Below are 18,432 nucleotides of genomic sequence, written 5' to 3' on the forward strand. Positions count from 1 at the left end.
ATGAAAGAATTGCTTCGGGACACCGGATTGATGTTGTGGTTGCCGATTGCCATTCTGGCACTTTGGTGGTTTGGTTCAGCTGGTTCACAAAATGTGTATTCTCCGCCGCTGGAAACGATTTTGCAGGTATTTGCCCGCGATTGGCTGGGCGAACGATTCATCACCGATGCGTTGCCGAGCATCGGAAAATTCATCGCCGGCTTCCTGCTCGCTGGTCTGAGCGGCATACTGCTGGGTCTGATGATCGGCATGTCCAGATGGCTCGGCGCCGCGTTGGATCCCTTGATCCAGTTCTTCCGGGCAATTCCGCCACCGGCAATTCTCCCGGTTGCGCTGTTGCTCTTCGGCATCGGAACCACCATGAACATTGCGGTCATTGTGGCTGGGTCCATTTGGCCAGTGCTGCTGAACACCATTGATGGTGTTCGTGCGCTGGATCCGCAGGTCGTGGACATGACTCGCTCTTACCGCCTGTCCAGAACCCAACGGATTTTCAAGGTCCTGCTTCCGGCCGCTGCACCGCAGATCTTTGCTGGTCTGCGAGTGACCCTGCAGCTGGCGATCATCCTCATAGTCGTTTCAGAGATGTTTGCATCGACTGCCGGCATTGGTTTCTACGTTTTGAATTCGCAGCAGTTCTTCGCTGTTCCAGAAACCTGGGCGGGAACCATCGTGCTGGGCCTGCTCGGCTACGTTGCAACTGCCATCTTCGTCCTTATTGAACGTCGCGTCATCTCCTGGCATCACGGGATGTATGCCGCAAGCGAGAAAGCCTGAGAATCATCATGATTAATCAAACTTCAGTTGAAACGCTGCTAAGCGTTGAAGACCTGCGTAAGAGCTACGGCGAGGTGGCCATCTTGGATGGCATCAACTTCGAGGTCAATCGAGGCGAATTCGTTTGCATCGTTGGCCCTTCGGGCTCGGGCAAGACCACGTTGCTGCGAAGCATTGCAGGGTTGCAGCCGCCAACCAGCGGCAAGACTGTCTTCGAAGGGCAGGTAGTTACCGAGCCACCGGCGAAGCTTGCAGTGGTTTTCCAGGATTACTCCCGCTCGCTCTTGCCGTGGATGAGCGTGGCCGATAACGTCGCCCTCCCGCTCAAAGGACAAGGCGGCAAACGAGAGATCTCGGCCCGGGTCGAGCAGGCCTTGATATCGGTGGGACTGGCGGGCAAGGGCAAGCTGTATCCATGGCAGATGTCCGGTGGAATGCAGCAGCGTGCTGCCATCGCCCGCGGGTTGGCTTACAACCCTGACGTGCTCTTGATGGATGAACCTTTTGCAGCAGTCGATGCCCAAACGCGCATTGAGCTGGAAGACCTGGTGCTGCGCTTGCGCGATGAGTACAACACGACGGTGCTCTTCGTTACCCACGATATCGACGAAGCAGTCTACTTGGCCGATCGCGTGCTGGTGCTCTCCGGGGCGCCAACGAAGGTGACCGAGAATATTCGAACGGACCTTCCAAATCCTCGAAACCAGCTGGAGACCAAGCGGTTGGAACGTTTTGGAGAGGTCCGCGAGCAGGTGTTCACCCTGATCCAGAACGCCAAGTCGCACGCCTCGATCTAGCCCTGTTCTTGCGCACAAGGCCTCTGACGACTTTCGCTTTATTCGCAAGGAACTCAAATGCCGGTGGACAGTCATAGCTATGGCCGGGAATCACGATTCGTGATTCCCGGCCATAGCTATGTATTCCGAATGATTAGCAGCGAAACTCAGTCAGGCTACTTCACCTCATGCAGCTGCTGCTTGAACCGCTCTGGCAGCGTTAGCGTAGCGATCATTGACAGCGCCACAATCGACAGGGCGATGGTAGTCAACGCTACCGTGCCGTTCTCGGTGTTCTGGAAGATCCAGGCCGCAATGAACGGAATCGGAGCACCGAAGATCAACCCGCCAAAGGTCATGCCCAGAGCCGAACCGGTGTAGCGCATGCTCGTTGGCAGCGACTCAGCGAAGAACGCGGCCTGAGTTCCGGCATTGATTTGGATTCCGCACAATGCCACGGCAATGATCGCGGTGGTGGCGACCAAGTTCATTGAGTTCATGATGGGGAACAATGTTGCCGCAGCGATGGCCTGGAGTACCAACCCGAGCAGGAAGGTCTTTTTGCGCCCAAGCCGGTCGCTGGCCCATCCACCAAAGATTGCTGCAGGGATGGAGATGAGATTTGCGATGAGGAGAATCCCGAAGGTGACCGAATTGTCGTAGCCCAGAACTGAGGTCAGGTAGTTCACCGCGTAGGTCACGCAGATCCAGAACAGTGCGGCCATGGCCGCACAAGCACCGACCAACCGGATAACCGTCAGCGGACGCTTGATCAGGACTGCCAAAGCACGTTCCTGCGGGATTGCTTCCGCGGCCGCCTTACGCTGATTTTCTTTGAAGGCAGGAGTTTCTTCTAGGCGGCGTCGAATAAAGACACCTACTACTAGCAGGAAGACGCCCATGAGGAACGGGATTCGCCAGCCCCATGAGTTGAAGGCTTCTTCGGAGAGGAATATTGCCAAGCCGGTGAGGGTCAGGGAGGCAAAGCTCTGCGCAAGAGGTGAACCAGTGGCTAAGAATCCACCATAAAGGCCGCGCCGGCCATGCGGGGCATGCTCAACCACCAGAACTTGAGCACCGGTGGATTCTCCGCCTAGCGCGAAGCCCTGCAAGAAACGCAGGATTACCAATAACAGCGGCGCGACGAACCCAATGGTCGCGTAGGTTGGCAACAAGCCAATAGCTACCGAGGACAGGCCCATCAGGACCAAAGTTATCATCAAGACGTCTCGACGGCCGATTCGGTCTCCGAGCGTACCAAAGACAATACCGCCCAGCGGACGGGCGGCCATGCCGGCGCCGAAGGTGGCGAACGATGCCAGCACCGCGGTGTTCGCATCAAAGCCTGGGAAGAATAGTAATGGGAATACGGTGGCCGACAGCGTTCCGTAGACGGCGAAGTCAAACCACTCTAAGGCGGTACCAAAGGTGCCACTGACGACGGCGCGGCGCGAGGTCTTGGGATCAAAGACGATTTCGTCGTTTACTTCCGCGCCGGGAACGGTCTCGTTCGGTTGGGCTGGGTTCACCACATTGGACATGGTTTCTAACTCCTTGAAGTTCGGGAATACCTGATCTCGTCATTTTGATGACAGCGCTTCTATCGCCATCGATAACAAGTTGTGAACCCGCCACTTGTGGTTGGTCCTTCACAGATACGATGTGCCATTTAACGAACGAGCGTTCGTACGACTAAATCTAGTGTGACAGATATCTCAGGATTTTCAATAGGTTTTCGGCAAAATTTTCAGACTTTAAAAATCTACATAAAATGCCCTTGACCTATGCTTTTTGGGCGCGACAAGACGCACATCCCCGATTCGGAATGCGCGTCTAGTGTAGGAGTTTAGACTCCCGCGTCGAGTGTTAGTTTGCAGCTTCCTGCAGTGCAGCGCCTTCGCGACGCTTCATCAAAGCGGTGCGGCGAACCACGCAGACCAATTCGTCTCGCTGGTTGTAGCCACGGTGCTCAATGCCCACAAGTCCGGTATCCGGGCGGGACTTGGAGACCCTAGTATCCAGTGCCTCGGTTTCTACGCGCAAAGTGTCACCAATAAACACCGGCTTGGGGAACTCGATGTCACGGAATCCAAGATTTCCCAAGGTGGTTCCTAAGGTGGTTTCCTGCACCGGGACACCGGTGACTACACCGAGGGTAAAGACGCTATTGACGATCTGCTGTCCGTAGATCGAACCCTTGGAGAACTCCGCATCCAGGTGCAATGGCTGCACATTCATAGTCAGCGTAGTGAACAGCAAGTTGTCGGTCTCGGTCACCGTGCGGGTGACCGCATGGCGAATGACGTCTCCAACAACAAAATCTTCAAAATACATTCCAGCCATGGCTAGTTCCTTTCAAAATCCAATATTTAGAGGCTTGCGAACGCGAGAGCTTCTCGCGCGTGGTTGGCGTGCGCCAAGTCGATATGATCTCCGCGGTACATGACGGCACCGTGTCCTTGACTTTGGCCTTCTTCAAAGGCATCCACCAGGCCTGTGTAGTAATCCCGAATGGTGTCGGTCAGCCCGTATTCCTCGTTGGCCACCGCAGCGTGGGAAGGGTGGATGATGACCTGGCCGCTATAACCAAGACCGCTGTTGTCCTCGGCAAATGTGCGCATCCCCTCCAGGTTGTGCACCTCTTGCCACAGACCCAACACGATGGTACGAATTCCGGCGGCGCGAGCCGCCACCACCACCTTGCTGCGCAGGTACAAAGTTTCTAGACCCTGCGCGGTCCAACGGAAACCGACTTCACGGGAGACATCAGCGTCTTTCGCAGCCGCAGCCATCACGCCGCCAACCCGTGGGCCAGCAAGGATCTCGTCCACCTTGGAAATGGATGCTGCAGTTTCAAGGGATGGAACCAGCTCCACAGTGTTGCGGGCGATTGAGTGGTCCAGCTCTGCCGCGGTCACCAGAGCATCAAAGCGCACCACGTCATCTCGGGAGAACAGCTTGGGCAACAGGAACGCGGTCAGGTTCTGGTGGGTCACCTCGGCAATGTCCTTGCCGAAGTGGACGGTATCCAATGCGTTGGGACGCACCAGAATTCCCTTGGAGCCATGGTGAGCTGCTAGGGCTTCCACCGCATTGCTCCGAGCGAGAGCCTTGTCGGCTTCGGGAACCGAATCTTCGAGGTCAATAATGATGGCATCTGCGGCCGAGTTCAGGGCCTTGTCGATCCAAGCGCGCTTGTGGCCCGGGACGAAGAGCAGTGAGCGGTATGGTTTCACGCCGCCACCCCCGCGGTGACCTGAGTCAGCACGGTCTTGGCGGCCATGGAATCGCCAACCTGAACCTCGAAGTCGCCAACGATTCCATCAAATGGAGCCTTGAGCGGATTTTCCATCTTCATGGCTTCCAATACGAAGAGCACGTCTCCCCTTGACACCTCGGCGCCAGGTTCTACGTTGATCTTCACGATGGTGCCCTGCATCGGAGTCTTGATCGAGCCGTCGCTGACTACGGCACGTTTTGCCCCGCCTGCCTTGCGGCCGGATCCGGCCTGAGCAGATCCGGGCTCCTGGGCAACGGCGGCGCCGTAGCCGCCACCGCCAGTACCGTAATCGCTGAAGGTTGGGATGATGAAGTAGCGTCCGCCGAACTCAACGTTGGAGCGATCTGCTTCCTCTTCTTCTTCGAAGCTGACCGAGTTTTCCAGCCACAGGGTGGAGAATTCGACGTTTCGGAAGTCCTCGTGCGAGAGCACCTTGATAGACGCTGGTGCAGTGGTCTCGATACCATCGACCTTCAACTCGCGCAGTGCGCCGAGCAACCGCTCGATGGCGACTTCACGGGTTGGACCGTAAGCGATGAGTTTTCCGACCAGCGAATCATAAAATGGAAGAACCGTGTCACCGCTGGCATATCCACCATCAAAGCGCAGACCTTCACCCGTCGGAATAACCAGGTTGTCGATCTTTCCCGGGGCTGGGAGGAATAATCCGCCGGCAACGTCTTCGGCGTTGATGCGTGCTTCGATGGCCACGCCGGTGGCAACCAGATTTCCTTCGATGGAAAGCGGCTCACCGAAAGCCACACGAATCTGTTCCGAGATCAGGTCAACCTGATGAACCATCTCGGTGACCGGGTGTTCGACCTGAATGCGGGTATTCATTTCAAGGAAATAGAACTTGTCGTCTTCCACCATGAATTCCACGGTGCCGGCACCCACATACCCGACGTGCTTAGCTAGTCGCACCGAGGCTTCACCCATTGCCTGCCGCATCTGGTTGGACAGTCCCGGAGCCGGGGATTCTTCGATGAGTTTCTGGTGACGACGCTGCACGGAGCAGTCACGGTCACCGACATATACGGTGTTGCCGTGCTTGTCGGCGAAGACCTGCACCTCCACGTGGCGAGCACGAGTCAGATAACGCTCTAGGTAAACTTCACCGTTACCGAATGCCGCGGTGGCCTCACGCACTGCTGAGTCGAATGCCTCGCGGGCCTCGGGCAGCGAGTTGATTCGGCGCATTCCACGTCCACCGCCACCGGCTGACGCCTTCACCAATACTGGGTAACCGTGCAGCTCGCCGAATGCTTCAACGTCATCGGCAGAGTCGATGGGTCCGTCGGAGCCCGGCGCCAGTGGCACCCGTGCGTCCACAGCCACCTTGCGTGCCTCGATTTTTCCGCCCATAGTGCGGATCGCCTCGGCGGTTGGCCCAATGAATGCCAGGCCGGCAGCCTGGACCGCCTCGGCAAATTCGGCATTCTCGGAGAGGAAACCGTAACCCGGGTGGATCGCTTGGGCGCCAGAGTCCAGTGCGGCTTTGATAACTGCCTGGATGTTCAGGTAGTTATCTGCGGCCGGGCCATCCCCGAGGTTGACCGCTTGGTCGGCAACTCGTACATGCATTGAGTGCGCGTCTGCTTCCGAATGGATTACGACGGACGTGATACCCAACTGTTTGCAGCTACGCGCGATTCGGGTAGCAATTTCGCCACGGTTGGCGATCAATACTTTGCTGAACATGATTCTCCTAAGTTGTCATCTCTGCTTTAGCGAGTAGCGCAGGTGTTGGTGCAGGTACCGATCGAGGTGATCGAGGTGGTTACGGTGCTACCTTCGGTCAAGAATTCTTTGGGGCTACGCCCGTCGCCTACGCCTCCCGGGGTTCCAGTGAGGATGATGTCTCCGGCACGAAGCGTGGTGATCTGGGAAATGTAACGAACTAACTCGGTGGGATCGAAGACCAAATCCGCGGTTTGCGAGGATTGCTTGGTCTTTCCATCAATTTCGCAATCCAGTTGCAAATCTGGGTTTAGCCCCAGCTCGTCGACGGTGACTACATAGGGACCCAACGGGGTGGTGTCATCAAAGGTTTTACCCTGAAGCCATTGCGGGGTGAAGCGCTGGAAGTCGCGTGCGGAAATATCGTTGGCCACGGTATACCCTGCGATTGCGGCGGCCGCTTCGTCACTGCTAGCTCGGGACACGGTACTTCCGAGGACGATGGTTAGTTCTGCTTCCCAGTCCACAGCGTCCGAACCTGGGGGGAGGATGATCGGATCGTTTGCTCCGATCAGCGCGTCCGGGTACTTGGCGAACAAGGTGGGGCGCTCGGGCAGCTCGCGTCCCATTTCCAAGATGTGTTCGCGGTAGTTCAACCCGACACACACAATTTTTCCCGGGGCTGGAACGACGGGAGCAAAATCTGCGGACCCGGCACTAAGCCGCGCGGTCTCTTCGCCGGCAACGAGTTCTGGCGAACCTGCCTGAAGCCAGGCACCCACGTCCGAGAATGGGTAGAGCAATAGCTCCCCTTCGGATTCACGAGCAAGCGTGTTCCCCTGCGCCGTGCGAATGGTTGCCAGCTTCATATCGATAATCCCGTTCTTTAGATCGGCCAAACGCACAGGCTGAGTCTGGTGCGTTATCTGCGCGTTTCTTCATTGAGATTACGATAACACGAACGAGCGTTCGTACGCCATTGGTTTTGATGTATTTCTTTTACCTCCTTCGACTACTTGCGCTCAACACAAAGGGGCACGGGCAATTGGGAACTTAAAGCAACAATGCGCCGCAATATCTGCGGCGCATTGTTGTCACGGAAATTTAGTTGCGTACAGGGTTACTGCGAGACCGCGGCGCCAAGTGCACGCACATCCGCATCAACCACATTGAGCTCACGCAGTGCCAGGCGCGTATAAATCCGCACAATTTCACTCAATTCCAGGCGCCCGCCTGGCCGATACCAGCCAGCTACGTGGGTTGCCTGGGCCACGAAGCTATAGACATGAATCTTTGAATCGATCACCTCGGCCAGACCCGCCTCCCCCGCTTCATCTACCAAGGCGGCAAGGAATAGCTCGTACTCGGCGCGTTTTTTCACCACATTGTCACGTGCAGCCTCCGGCAGTGAGCGCAACTCCGCGTTACCGATAAATACCTGTTGGGCGCGTTCGGCATGGAAGGTAATATGCCCGGCGAGCGCGGCCTGAAGGCGATCCACAGGATCCCCCGAAGTCACCGCGGCGACGCTGGCCTGCACGCGTTCGAGCAATTCATCGATCACGCTGCCCATGATTTGCTGCAGCAAATCTTCCTTGCTGGTGATGTGGTTATAAAGGCTTCCAACCTTCAGCCCGGCAGCTGTTGCCACTTGGCGAAGAGTCGTCGCATCATATCCGCGCTCGAAGAAGAGTTTCGCAGCTTCATCCCTGATTACCTGAGCACTGTTGCGCTCTGTCGTCCCAGCCATTTTCCGCCCCTGAATATTGATTTGTTCCAGCTTAACGAATCTTTGTTGAATTTTCAGAGTCCGGTAAACCGTTGACAACAAAACACAACTCCGTAAGACTCAGAATAGCGTACAAACGTTCGTAAGTAACTAGAAGGATTGTCGACTATGTCTGATTCTCGTCTTTTCCACCCGGTTCGCCTCGGAGATCGGCACATCGAAAATCGCATCGTGCTACCTCCACTGACGCGCAGCCGTGCCACCTCGGACGGCTCGGCCACCGAGTTGATGCGTGAATATTATGCTCAACGTTCGGGTGCGGGATTGATCATTGCCGAGGGCACCGTCGTCACTCCGCAAGCTAGCGCCTATGCCAACGTTCCCGGTTTATTCACCGATGAGCAGATCAACGCGTGGCGTCCGGTAGTCGAGGCCAGTAAACGCGTAGGCAACGCGGTGTACTGCCAGTTATGGCATGTCGGACGCCAGTCCCATTCGAGTGTACAGCCAGACGGTTTACCACCGCAGGCCCCATCCCCGGTAGCTATCAAGGGATTTTCTTACCGTAGTCCCGAGGGACGCATCCCCTATGAAACCCCTCGAGAATTAACGACCGACCAGATCAAAGAGATCGTGCAGGCGTTTGGAACCGCTGCAGCGAATGCCGCCAAGGCCGGCTTTGACGGGGTGGAGCTGCACGGTGCCAACGGATACCTCATTGAGCAATTCTTGGACGACGGAATCAATTTTCGAACCGATGAATACGGCGGTTCATTGGAGAATCGCATGCGCTTCCTCTTCGAGGTTTTGGACGCGGTCACCGAACAGCTACCAGCCAACAAAGTCGGTATTCGTTTCTCACCATCCTCGGACTGGATGGATGCTATCGATTCAGATAAGCGCACCCTGTTCTCCACCGTGATTCGACGACTTAACAACTATTCCTTGGCCTATCTCCACTTGGTTGAGCCGGGCATCGCCGGGTCAACCAATGCCGCAAAATCCGATGACTCGATTCCCACCAAGGAACTTGCCGCACACTTCGATGGCACCGTCATCGTCACCGGTGGGCATGACAAAGAGTCGGCCGAGGAACTCATTAAATCCGGTGTCGCCGACTTGGTCGGCTTTGGTCGTCTGTTCATATCCAACCCAGACCTTCCCGAACGGTTCCGGCTTAACGCGCCGTTAGCCGAGCTCAACTCTCATGGCCTCTATGGCGGCACCGAGCGCGGCTACACAGATTACCCGCGCTTGGATTCTCGCTTCTTATAAGACTTTGCCGACCTTCCACTTTATTATTCAAAGGACGAAAACTCATGACCAATAAATCACTCAATGTCCTAGTCACCGGCGCCGGCGGGGGCATGTGTAAAGGCATCAACGCAAGACTCGCAGCGCAAGGCCATCACGTCATCTGCGTGGATCTAGATTTAGAACGCAGTCAAGCTGCCGCACAAGAAGTTATTTCCAACGGCGGCACTGCCACAGCCTTCGCCGCAGATGTCACCGATGAATCTGCGATTTCGGATCTGCGCCAGGAAATCGAACGCACGATTGGCCAAGTCCAGGTGCTGGTGAATGCGGCGGGTATCTTAGACCGCAAATACCTGGCGGACAGCGATGGAGATTCCTTCCGGCGGGCCATCGACATCAACCTGGTCGGACCGTTCCTGTTGATCAAGGAATTCGCCGGACCAATGAAGGCAAACGGCTGGGGCCGTATCGTCAATATTGCGTCCATTGCCGGGACTACCGGATACCCATATCCTAGCTACGCGGCGTCAAAGGCTGGCTTGGCCAACTTGACGCGTTCATTGTTGGAAGACTTCTGGGGAACCGGGATCACCGTCAACAATATCTGCCCCGGAGTAGTTGATACTCCTATGGTCATCGATGAAGTCCGCGCGCAGGTGCGCCGACGCGTACCAACGCAAAACATCATTCAGCCTGACGAAATCGGAGCAATGGTTAACTTCCTCATCTCGGATGACGCGCGAAACATCAACGGAACCGACATGATGATTGATGGTGGCGCAACTAAGCTGTTCTCATTGTTCAATAATCACGAAGGTTAGAGATCATGGGTAGTAATCGAATCGAAATCACCGGCGTCGCGCAAAAACAAGCGTGGATAGACAAGGTGCTTCCGCCAGTTGAAGAAGTACGCCCGGGCCTGCTCAGCATCCCCGTGGTCTTCCCGGAAAACCCCATGCGATACACGCTCTGTTACGCCCTGATCAATGACCAGCAGTGCATAATTATCGATCCCGGATTTGATAGCGATGAGGGTCAGGCGCAAATTGCGGCGGCACTACGCCGAGCTGATATCGGAATTACCGAAATTACGGGCATAATCGCCACCCATTTCCACCATGATCATCTAGGCATGGCGGCTCGTCTCGCGAAAGCTTCCGGAGCTTGGATTGCCTTGGGCGAAGACGAGCGGCGCTACATCACCGACTTCACGGATGCTGATGCCGAGGTGCAAGCCGACCGCGAACGCATGGGAGTCTGGGGAGTTCCCCACGACCGTCGTGCCGAAGGTGCAATGAGCATCGAAGGGTTGATGCTGATGAAGAATCTAGCTGACCCCGATCTCAGGCTTCAGGACGATCAGACTCTGGACGTCGCAGGGCGAAAACTTAGAATCGCGGCAACTCCAGGACACACCCCCGGTCATATCTGTCTCTGGAACGATTCCGAAAGTCTTGTCCTAGCCGGAGACCACGTGTTGCCACGGATTTCCCCGAACGTCTCCTTAGAGATCCGCGGAGATACCGACCCACTGCGGAAGAATATTGAATCGCTTAGGCGTATTGCGCAGAATAATCACTACGAGGTCGCGCCCGCTCACGAATACCGTTTCCGCGGGGTGGCAGATCGCGCCGATGACCTCCGTGAACACATTCAGTCGCGTTCGGACGAGGTGCTGCGGGTGTTGGAAGCTGGTGCACCGTCGGTCCACGAAGTAGCGCGCAAGCTAACGTGGTCTCGAGGCTGGGACTCCTTAGGGCGTCTCCAGTTCCGTCTCGCACTAAGCGAAACCGCGGCGCATATCCAGTATTTGGTGACTTCTGGAATTCATCAAGGGGTTCCGGGCCTTCCTGGCGCACACGCAAAGATCTAATAAGCCGTCGTTTAGATGCAATGGCAATAACAAGTTGTGGCCCTTTCAAAATTTGAGAGGGCCACAACTTGTTATTCTTCGTTCGGTGTCGCTTTCGCTACCCAGGAATTAGGAAGCAAGCTCCGGCGCAACGATGATCTCTTCACTACCCAGATAAAGATGGGCATTGACCACGTGGGTCAGCGCGCCTAGAGCACTGCGTACCTGAGGCAACGCCTCCTGCGCGTCCTCAAGTGAGATGAATCCGAATGCCAAAGCCACCTGCGGAATCCGAGGCTCATGGAGTAGTGCTTGCCGAATCAGCAAATCTTCCGCTGATTCCAACTCATTGACGTTTATCCCCAGCTGGCGGTGAAGGGATGCGCTCAATGACTCGGCCCACGCGTGCATGGCATCCGAATTGTCTATGTTTTCTGCCCAATGCCCCAGCACCCAGAGCTTGTACGGCCAAGGTTCGTGTGGCTCCGCCGAGCGCACCGGACCGCCGGTCAACCCTGAGAGGAATCGTTGCTCATCAATGATCAGCCGGTCCGCAACATTCGAGTCACGGGCCGCGGCGACAACATCTGGTTCGTGGAACCATAACTCCACGATTCCGTCTATGCGAAACGGCTCCGTTACCGAGACAGGGTACTCCGCTAAGTGCAAGTGATTCTGCAGGTAGCAGGCAACACCGGGCAAATACCTGGCAATATCAGCGTGCGTGGTCCGCCAATGCGAACTGAAATCTTCAAAATCCAGATCGTGTTTTTTCTCTAGATAGGTGATTCGCTTGAGCACATCAGACCTTTCCATAACGCTGAGTTCTTTGCTTTAGCTGACCCAGCCGAGATTCGCTTTGAGTTGTGCTTTGACCAATTTTCCTGCCGCGGAACGAGGTAGATCCTCTGCGGTGACAAAAACGATCTGTTTCGGAATTTTGTACCCGGCTAGCTGACCTCGAAGGTGCTGGGTCAATTCCGCATAACCGGCACCGGCCCCATCACGCAGCACTACAACCGCTCGGACTTCTTCATCCCATTTGGGATCTGGAACGCCCACCACCACTGCTTCGAGAACTGCCGGATGCAAGTACAAAGCCTGTTCGATTTCTGCCGAGTACACGTTTTCACCACCGGTTTTAATCATTTCTTTGAGCCGGTCACGGAAGAACATAAACCCTCGTTCGTCCTTCACCGCCAGGTCTCCGGTATGTAGCCACCCGCCACGGAAAGCATCCGCAGTAGCGTCGGGGCGGCCATAGTAGCCGGTCATCAGTGATGGGCCCTTGACACAGATTTCACCGAGTTCACCCGTGGGCACTTCGTTGCCATCTAAGTCCTGTAGCTGGACCTCCGAAAGCAAATACTCGGCTCCGATTGACCCATCAACCGCTGGGTCATACATATTTTCAGGTAATAGCCGGGTCACCATCGGTCCTGCTTCGGTCAGGCCATAGCGGTAGAACAGATCTGCATTTGGAAGCTTGCTGGCAAAGAGGTCTTTATCCGGCATGCGTAAAAGACCGGCACCGGTGTGAATGGCCCGCATGCTCTTGTTGAATCCGGGCGTTTCAAAAACACCGCTCTGACTCAGTCTGCGCATCATATTCGGGATGAGGAAGGTGTTAGTGACACTTTCTCGTTCAACAAGGTCAACAATCAGTTCGTCATTAAACTTCTCGGCTATGACGCTCGTAGAACCCGAAATGAAGTGTGGCACTAGCCAGCAGAGCAATGCGGCCGAGTGGAAGAACGGGGTGAGGATCAGACCTCGCTCGTTTGGCCGAGAACCCATTTGGCAGTCATACATTTCATTGATCGCGTTGGCCCCCGCAGCCCTGTGCGAAATAACCACACCCTTGGGGGTTCCAGTACTTCCACCGGTGTAAATGATGCACAGAGGGCTCTCTAAACTTGTAGGGTCTTCAAAAACTCCAGTCCCCACGCGCAGTGCGTCAATACGAGAGCCTTCGACTACAAGTTTGGGCAGCACTTCCTCGGTTCGGCTGAGGATCTCTAATGCTTCCAACGCCTTCTGCTCAAACTGTGCTTCGACCAAAATGACGGCCGCTCCGGTTTCCTTAATTCCGTTAGCCAGCTCTTGGGTGGCCCAGCGCCAGTTATAGGCAACGTAGCAACCTCCGGAAGTTGCAACACCAAAGAACATTTCGGCGTTGAAAAGGGTATTTGATCCCAGGACACCGACGTTTGTTCCAGCTTCAACGCCGAGGCCTTGAAGCCCTCGTGCTAACTGCCAGGTTCTTTCACCGAGCTCTGCATAGGTCAGCCGACCGTCGTAGCTCACGAGAGCCTCGCGCGTTGGGTACCTACGGGAATTTATCCGAACCCAATCTCCAATGGTGCGCAATGTCTTCTCCTAGTTTTTGGCCAATCGTATAACTCTGTCGGGATACCGATTGGCAGTGTGAACATTCGTTCAATGATTAATACTTTTAGCGTGCGGTCGGCCACGAGGTAGGAGCGTAGTCCTACCTCGTGCCGTTTTTATATGCTGTAAATACTGAGTAAGCAGGCGATTGAACGCCGGCTGATTCCCCACTGCTTTCCAGTGAGCGAAGCTGATCAGCTGTCGAGGCTCAGCGGAACTTCGATTTCCTCTGCAATGAACCATTGAACGTTTTCTAAAAATCCGTTCTCATGTTCAAACAGAGCTTCAGCTTCGGGCCCCGCGTAGGCGGCCTTCACGTCTTCTACCGAATCAAACCAAAGCTCGGCCATCCCGCTAAAGGGCCACTGCTTACGATGCTCAATTGCCGGGTTCTGCCGGTACCGGCGAATCCCGGGAAGCTTACTCACGTAGGCAGGATGCTCTGTGTTCCAACCGTGAAGGAACTGCTCCCGTGAGAGCCCTCCCTTTGCCTGGATAATGGCTACGATTTTGATCATTTGGCCAACCTCCTAGGCTGGGGTCACTGCCTGGCGGCGTTGCACCGGTACGGTCTTCCGCTTGGAGTACAGAGCCAAGCGACGAGTCAGATCATCACGTAGGTCGTTGGCAGGGACAACTGCTTCAACCGCGTTGGCGTTGGCAATCTTGAACACGTCGATGCCCTCGGCGTACTCGGCGTGTTTTTCAGCAATGAATGCACGACGTTCTTCTGGATCCTCGATGGCGTGGATCTGGTTGTAGTAGATGCCATTAACTGCAGCATCTGGACCCATCAGTGCCGGGCGCGCGGTAGGCAAAGCGATCACCGCGTCCGGGTTCATTGGGGCACCGGACATGGCCAGGTAACCGCCACCGTAAGCCTTGCGAACCAGCACGGTAATACGCGGAACACGGCATTCAGAGACCGCGAAGATCATCTTTGCACCATGGCGAATGATGCCCTGTCGTTCCACCTCGGATCCGATCATGTAGCCGGCGATATCCACGAGGAAGACGATAGGAATGCCGTAAGCATTACAAATCCAAATGAAGCGGGCTGCCTTATCCGAAGAATCCGGGAAGATCGAGCCACCCATATGGGTTGGCTGGTTACCCACTAGGCCTACTGAACGGCCATTGATGCGGGCGAACCCGGTCAACATTTCTGGGGCAAACAATTCCTTGTACGGGAACCATGAACCTTCGTCCACCAAAGATTCAACGAACTCTTCCATGTCGAATACTTCTGCTTCGCGCAGCGGCACGATTTCTTCCAGCGTGCGGCCCGGGCGCGGTTCGATGGCAGGAGCCATAGGTGCTGGAGTTTCCCAGTTTGCTGGCAAGAAGGAAAGCCAGACGCGGATTGCGTTTAATGCTTCTTCATCGCTTTCCACCAGTACATCGCCCAGACCGGAGGTGGTGCAGTGCATTTCAGCGCCACCCATTTCTTCCAGGGTGACCTTTTCGCCGGTGACCATTTCGGCCAGACGAGGCGAACCTAGGTAAGCGGTAGCGTGTCCGCGGACCATGATGGTCATGTCGCACAGTGCCGGGACATAAGCCGAACCTGCAGGAGAAGGACCGAACAGTGCACAAACCTGTGGGACACGTCCGGAGATCTGAACTTGGTTGTAGAAGATGTTGCCCCAGGCGTGGCGTCCGGCGAAGCTCTCAAACTGCTCATCGATGCGTGCTCCGGCGGAGTCAAAGAGGTACACCAGCGGGATACCGGCGGCCGAGGCCTTGTCCTGTGCGTGCGTGATCTTCTCGAAGGTGCGGTTGCCCCAAGTGCCAGCCTTGACCGAATAGTCGTTGGCGATCACGCAGACTTCACGTCCATCAACGCGACCGAACGCGATGACTACAGCGTCACCTGGCAGGCCATCTTCATAGCGTGCCAGCAGTCCGTCTTCAATGTAGTTCTCATCATCGAACAGTAGGCGCAGACGGTCACGGACTAGAAGCTTGCCGGAATCCACAATCTTCTTGCGGGCCTTCTCCGAGCCACCCCTGCGGGCAGTTGCAAGCTTCTCAGTCAGTTGTTCGTGAACCGTGGCTACTGCCTTCGGTGATTCAGCGATAGTCGCTTCAATCATTTTGCGCCTCCAATGTAATTGTTGATTACTACCAGTATACGAACGTGCGTTCGTTAGTCTAGTATGAAAGAGAAATAATTCGTGTAATCATGAGAAAAGATCGTGAGCACCAAAGGATGGTACGGATATGACAAGCGAAAGCAATGAAGCTGCTGCTACCAGCACTGCTACCCCTAAGGGCCGCCCAGATCATTACTGGGACGCACTAGTTGAAGGCGACCACCTGCATAGTGCTGGAATGACAATTACCGATGCCCATCTAGTGAACTGGGCAGGCCTCACCGGAGATCTTGTCTCGCTTCACTTAGATGAAACATATGCGGCGCAGACGCAATTTGGTCAGCGTATTGCGCACGGACCACTAACCTTGTCACTCGCCTTGGGGCTGATGACCCAGACGGGCTACTTCAGCAATGTCATTGCTTGGCTGGGTCTGGATGAAGTTCGTGCCCACAATCCCGTATTCATCGGTGACACCATCCACGTCGAGGCCCGGGTTGCTACGGCACGCGAATCAAAGAAGCCTGGAGTGGGTATCTGGAGCATCGAGTACACAGTCCTCAAGCAGGACAACACCGAAGTCATGACATTCAATAGCAGCTTCATGATCAAGAGGAAGTAAGACCATGACTCAGAATCAGCTTTCCAGCCCGCCGCTCGACTCAATCGCGGAAACCGAAGTTTTGGTTCAGCTTCGCGCCAAGGTACGCGGACTCTTGGCCGACGTAGCCACCCCGGAACGCCTGAACAAGTTTGACGAAGAAGAAAAATACGATGTCGAGATGTACCGGGAGATTGGCCGGGCGGGATTGATTAGCCTTGGGTCCGACCTCAACGGGGCCGGGCCTTCACACTCGGCACAAGCGGTTGTCCTGGAAGAACTCGGTGCAGGACCAACTTCTATTGGTGTCAGCATGGTAGTCCAGTACATGGGCATGCAACTGCTGCACTCCTACGCGAATCCCGAACAGCGTCAGAACTTCCTCGCGCCGCTACATACTGGTGACGCCAAAATGTCCTTCGGGCTAAGCGAACCCGGCGGTGGCACGGATGTTGCCCGCGCCATGATCACCAACGCGACAAAACTCGAAGACGGAAGCTACTCGATCTCGGGTCAGAAAAAGTGGATCGGCGGTGCCATGGATGCTGACTACATCATCCTTCTTGCCCGTACGACGCCAATTACTCGCTCGGCGATTGATGGCATCACGATGTTCCTCGTTCCTCGATCGACTCCCGGGATCCATACCGAGGAAATCGACACGATGGGCATACGCGGCTTGGCACAGTGCGATGTTTACCTTGAAGACGTTCGCATCCCTGCGGCAAATATCCTCGGTGAAGCAGACAAGGGATTCCGTCAGGTACTGAGCACCCTTAATGGAGAGCGGCTCAATGGCGCCGCGGTAGCCCTGGGCATTGCTCGCGGCGCGTTGGATTGCGCGGTTTCCTGGGCGCAGAGCCGCGAAGCCTTCGGCCGCCAGATTGGCTCCTTCCAGGCCTTGCAGCATTCCCTGGTGGACTGCAGCGTGAAAATTGAGTCCGCACGTTTACTGCTGCAAAAAGCGGCAACAACTTCTGATGAAGGACCAGACACGAACCAAACGTGGTCAGCCATGGCTAAGCTGGCGGCGTCCGATGCCGCAACGGCAACAACAGATGCCGGGATGCGTGTCATGGCAGGATGGGGCTTCTCCCGGCAGCTTCCAATGCAGCGTTACTTCAGGGATGCGCGACTTTACACCTTCGCGCCATTGACCGATGAAATGATCCGAAACAACATCGGTGAAAAGCATCTGGGGCTGCCGCGGTCGTTCTAGAAGCAAGAAGTGCTGTGGCGTTGTACCCAATATTCCGGGTAACGAGGCCACAGCACTTTTAGACGTCCCCAGATTGGGCAGCGCAAGATTCCGGCTTCAGACCTCGCGGGACCATGGGAGGTTAATGTCGGGAACTCAAACTAAAACAGTCACGAAAACCACTCAAAACGCATTGAAGCCGTGATGACCAGCTGGTCATCACGGCTTCAATGCGTTTTGAACTACGAGCGGTAGTCGATTTCGATATCCGCGATCTCTTGGTTTTCCAGGTTGACCACGATGTTGTCAGGGGTACGAGTAGTCATCCAGACCAACTCTTCGGTCTTGCTGGCATTACCTTCGATATGCGGCATGAATGGCGGGACGAAGACAAAGTCCCCTTCTTCCATGTAAGTGATCTGACTGTAGCCTTCGCCGTAGCGAATAAAGCCGCGACCCTTATGCACGTATCCGCCAGTCTGAGCTTCACCGTGATGGTGCGGATCCGATACTTCACCTGGGCCGGTGTGCACCTTGCCGAACCAGATCTTGTCGGCGGCACTGTTCTCTTTGCTTACGCCGGAAATACGGCGAGCATTTTGAGTCTGGCCCGGTGCGTTCTCAAGGTCAGCAGCCCTGTTTACACGGAAAATGTCTACATTCTGGTTGATGTCAAAAACTTGCTCAGTCATGGTATTCCCTCGCTTGAAGTAGCCTGCGCCTTCACACTTGAAGGGTGCGCGGTTGGTCTAATTCCAGTATCGCCATCTCGAACACGCGAGTCAAGACGTACGC

At 55.5% G+C, this 18,432-nt stretch carries 18 protein-coding genes; 7 read left to right on the top strand and 11 right to left on the bottom strand.

What is annotated here, in order from left to right:
* Both LG294_RS16415 and LG294_RS16420 read left to right on the top strand, forming a co-directional pair.
* On the top strand, positions 1-777 hold the full coding sequence (locus tag LG294_RS16415; protein ID WP_404287624.1) for an ABC transporter permease: 777 nt from the start codon (positions 1-3) through the stop codon (positions 775-777).
* 8 nt (positions 778-785) lie between these two features.
* Positions 786-1,574 (top strand): ABC transporter ATP-binding protein, encoded by a 789-nt coding sequence (locus LG294_RS16420; protein ID WP_404287626.1) that lies wholly within the window; start codon positions 786-788, stop codon positions 1,572-1,574.
* A gap of 155 nt (positions 1,575-1,729) precedes the next feature.
* Here the strand turns inward: LG294_RS16420 and LG294_RS16425 are convergent, their stop codons facing one another.
* The 6 genes from LG294_RS16425 to LG294_RS16450 form a co-directional block, all read right to left on the bottom strand.
* A complete protein-coding gene (locus LG294_RS16425; RefSeq protein ID WP_404287628.1) occupies positions 1,730-3,094 on the bottom strand; it encodes an MFS transporter in 1,365 nt (454 codons plus the stop codon).
* Between the two features lie 325 nt (positions 3,095-3,419).
* Positions 3,420-3,896, bottom strand: a complete 477-nt coding sequence (locus LG294_RS16430) for a MaoC family dehydratase (RefSeq protein ID WP_404287630.1) — start codon at positions 3,894-3,896, stop codon at positions 3,420-3,422.
* A 26-nt stretch (positions 3,897-3,922) separates the two neighbouring features.
* Positions 3,923-4,789: an HpcH/HpaI aldolase/citrate lyase family protein gene (locus tag LG294_RS16435; RefSeq protein WP_404287633.1), complete on the bottom strand. Its 867-nt coding sequence runs from the start codon at positions 4,787-4,789 to the stop codon at positions 3,923-3,925.
* The gene (locus LG294_RS16440; RefSeq protein ID WP_404287635.1) at positions 4,786-6,534 is read right to left on the bottom strand and encodes an acetyl-CoA carboxylase biotin carboxylase subunit; all 1,749 of its coding nucleotides are present in this window, start codon (positions 6,532-6,534) and stop codon (positions 4,786-4,788) included. Before LG294_RS16440 ends, LG294_RS16435 begins: the two co-directional genes overlap by 4 nt.
* Positions 6,535-6,560: 26 nt before the next feature.
* Positions 6,561-7,412, bottom strand: a complete 852-nt coding sequence (locus LG294_RS16445; RefSeq protein ID WP_404287636.1) for a fumarylacetoacetate hydrolase family protein — start codon at positions 7,410-7,412, stop codon at positions 6,561-6,563.
* 221 nt (positions 7,413-7,633) lie between these two features.
* On the bottom strand, positions 7,634-8,263 hold the full coding sequence (locus LG294_RS16450) for a TetR/AcrR family transcriptional regulator (RefSeq protein ID WP_404287637.1): 630 nt from the start codon (positions 8,261-8,263) through the stop codon (positions 7,634-7,636).
* 147 nt (positions 8,264-8,410) lie between these two features.
* On the opposite strand from LG294_RS16450, the gene LG294_RS16455 reads away from it, so the two are divergent.
* The 3 genes from LG294_RS16455 to LG294_RS16465 are packed head-to-tail and all read left to right on the top strand — an operon-like array spanning position 8,411 to position 11,372.
* On the top strand, positions 8,411-9,517 hold the full coding sequence (locus tag LG294_RS16455; protein WP_404287639.1) for an alkene reductase: 1,107 nt from the start codon (positions 8,411-8,413) through the stop codon (positions 9,515-9,517).
* Positions 9,518-9,561: 44 nt separating this feature from the next.
* Positions 9,562-10,320, top strand: a complete 759-nt coding sequence (locus LG294_RS16460) for an SDR family NAD(P)-dependent oxidoreductase (protein WP_404287641.1) — start codon at positions 9,562-9,564, stop codon at positions 10,318-10,320.
* Between the two features lie 5 nt (positions 10,321-10,325).
* A complete protein-coding gene (locus tag LG294_RS16465) occupies positions 10,326-11,372 on the top strand; it encodes an MBL fold metallo-hydrolase (protein ID WP_404287643.1) in 1,047 nt (348 codons plus the stop codon).
* Positions 11,373-11,480: 108 nt separating this feature from the next.
* Here the strand turns inward: LG294_RS16465 and LG294_RS16470 are convergent, their stop codons facing one another.
* From LG294_RS16470 to LG294_RS16485, 4 genes are all read right to left on the bottom strand, one after another.
* Positions 11,481-12,167, bottom strand: coding sequence for an EthD domain-containing protein (locus LG294_RS16470; RefSeq protein ID WP_404287645.1), 687 nt, complete (start codon positions 12,165-12,167; stop codon positions 11,481-11,483).
* An 18-nt stretch (positions 12,168-12,185) separates the two neighbouring features.
* Positions 12,186-13,658 (bottom strand): class I adenylate-forming enzyme family protein, encoded by a 1,473-nt coding sequence (locus tag LG294_RS16475; RefSeq protein ID WP_404287647.1) that lies wholly within the window; start codon positions 13,656-13,658, stop codon positions 12,186-12,188.
* A 278-nt stretch (positions 13,659-13,936) separates the two neighbouring features.
* Positions 13,937-14,260, bottom strand: coding sequence for an EthD family reductase (locus LG294_RS16480; protein WP_404287649.1), 324 nt, complete (start codon positions 14,258-14,260; stop codon positions 13,937-13,939).
* Positions 14,261-14,272: 12 nt separating this feature from the next.
* Entirely contained in the window at positions 14,273-15,838 is a 1,566-nt protein-coding gene (locus LG294_RS16485; protein ID WP_404287651.1) for an acyl-CoA carboxylase subunit beta, read from the bottom strand.
* A 127-nt stretch (positions 15,839-15,965) separates the two neighbouring features.
* On the opposite strand from LG294_RS16485, the gene LG294_RS16490 reads away from it, so the two are divergent.
* Together LG294_RS16490 and LG294_RS16495 are read left to right on the top strand one after the other, a co-directional pair.
* On the top strand, positions 15,966-16,460 hold the full coding sequence (locus LG294_RS16490; protein ID WP_404287653.1) for a MaoC/PaaZ C-terminal domain-containing protein: 495 nt from the start codon (positions 15,966-15,968) through the stop codon (positions 16,458-16,460).
* Positions 16,461-16,464: 4 nt separating this feature from the next.
* Positions 16,465-17,658: an acyl-CoA dehydrogenase family protein gene (locus LG294_RS16495; RefSeq protein ID WP_404287655.1), complete on the top strand. Its 1,194-nt coding sequence runs from the start codon at positions 16,465-16,467 to the stop codon at positions 17,656-17,658.
* A gap of 221 nt (positions 17,659-17,879) precedes the next feature.
* Here LG294_RS16495 and LG294_RS16500 read toward each other — a convergent pair whose 3' ends face one another.
* Entirely contained in the window at positions 17,880-18,329 is a 450-nt protein-coding gene (locus LG294_RS16500) for a cupin domain-containing protein (RefSeq protein WP_324092684.1), read from the bottom strand.
* Positions 18,330-18,432: the final 103 nt, after the last annotated feature.

This window comes from Glutamicibacter arilaitensis (genome assembly GCF_044793945.1).
Taxonomy (GTDB): Bacteria; Actinomycetota; Actinomycetes; order Actinomycetales; family Micrococcaceae; genus Glutamicibacter; species Glutamicibacter arilaitensis_B.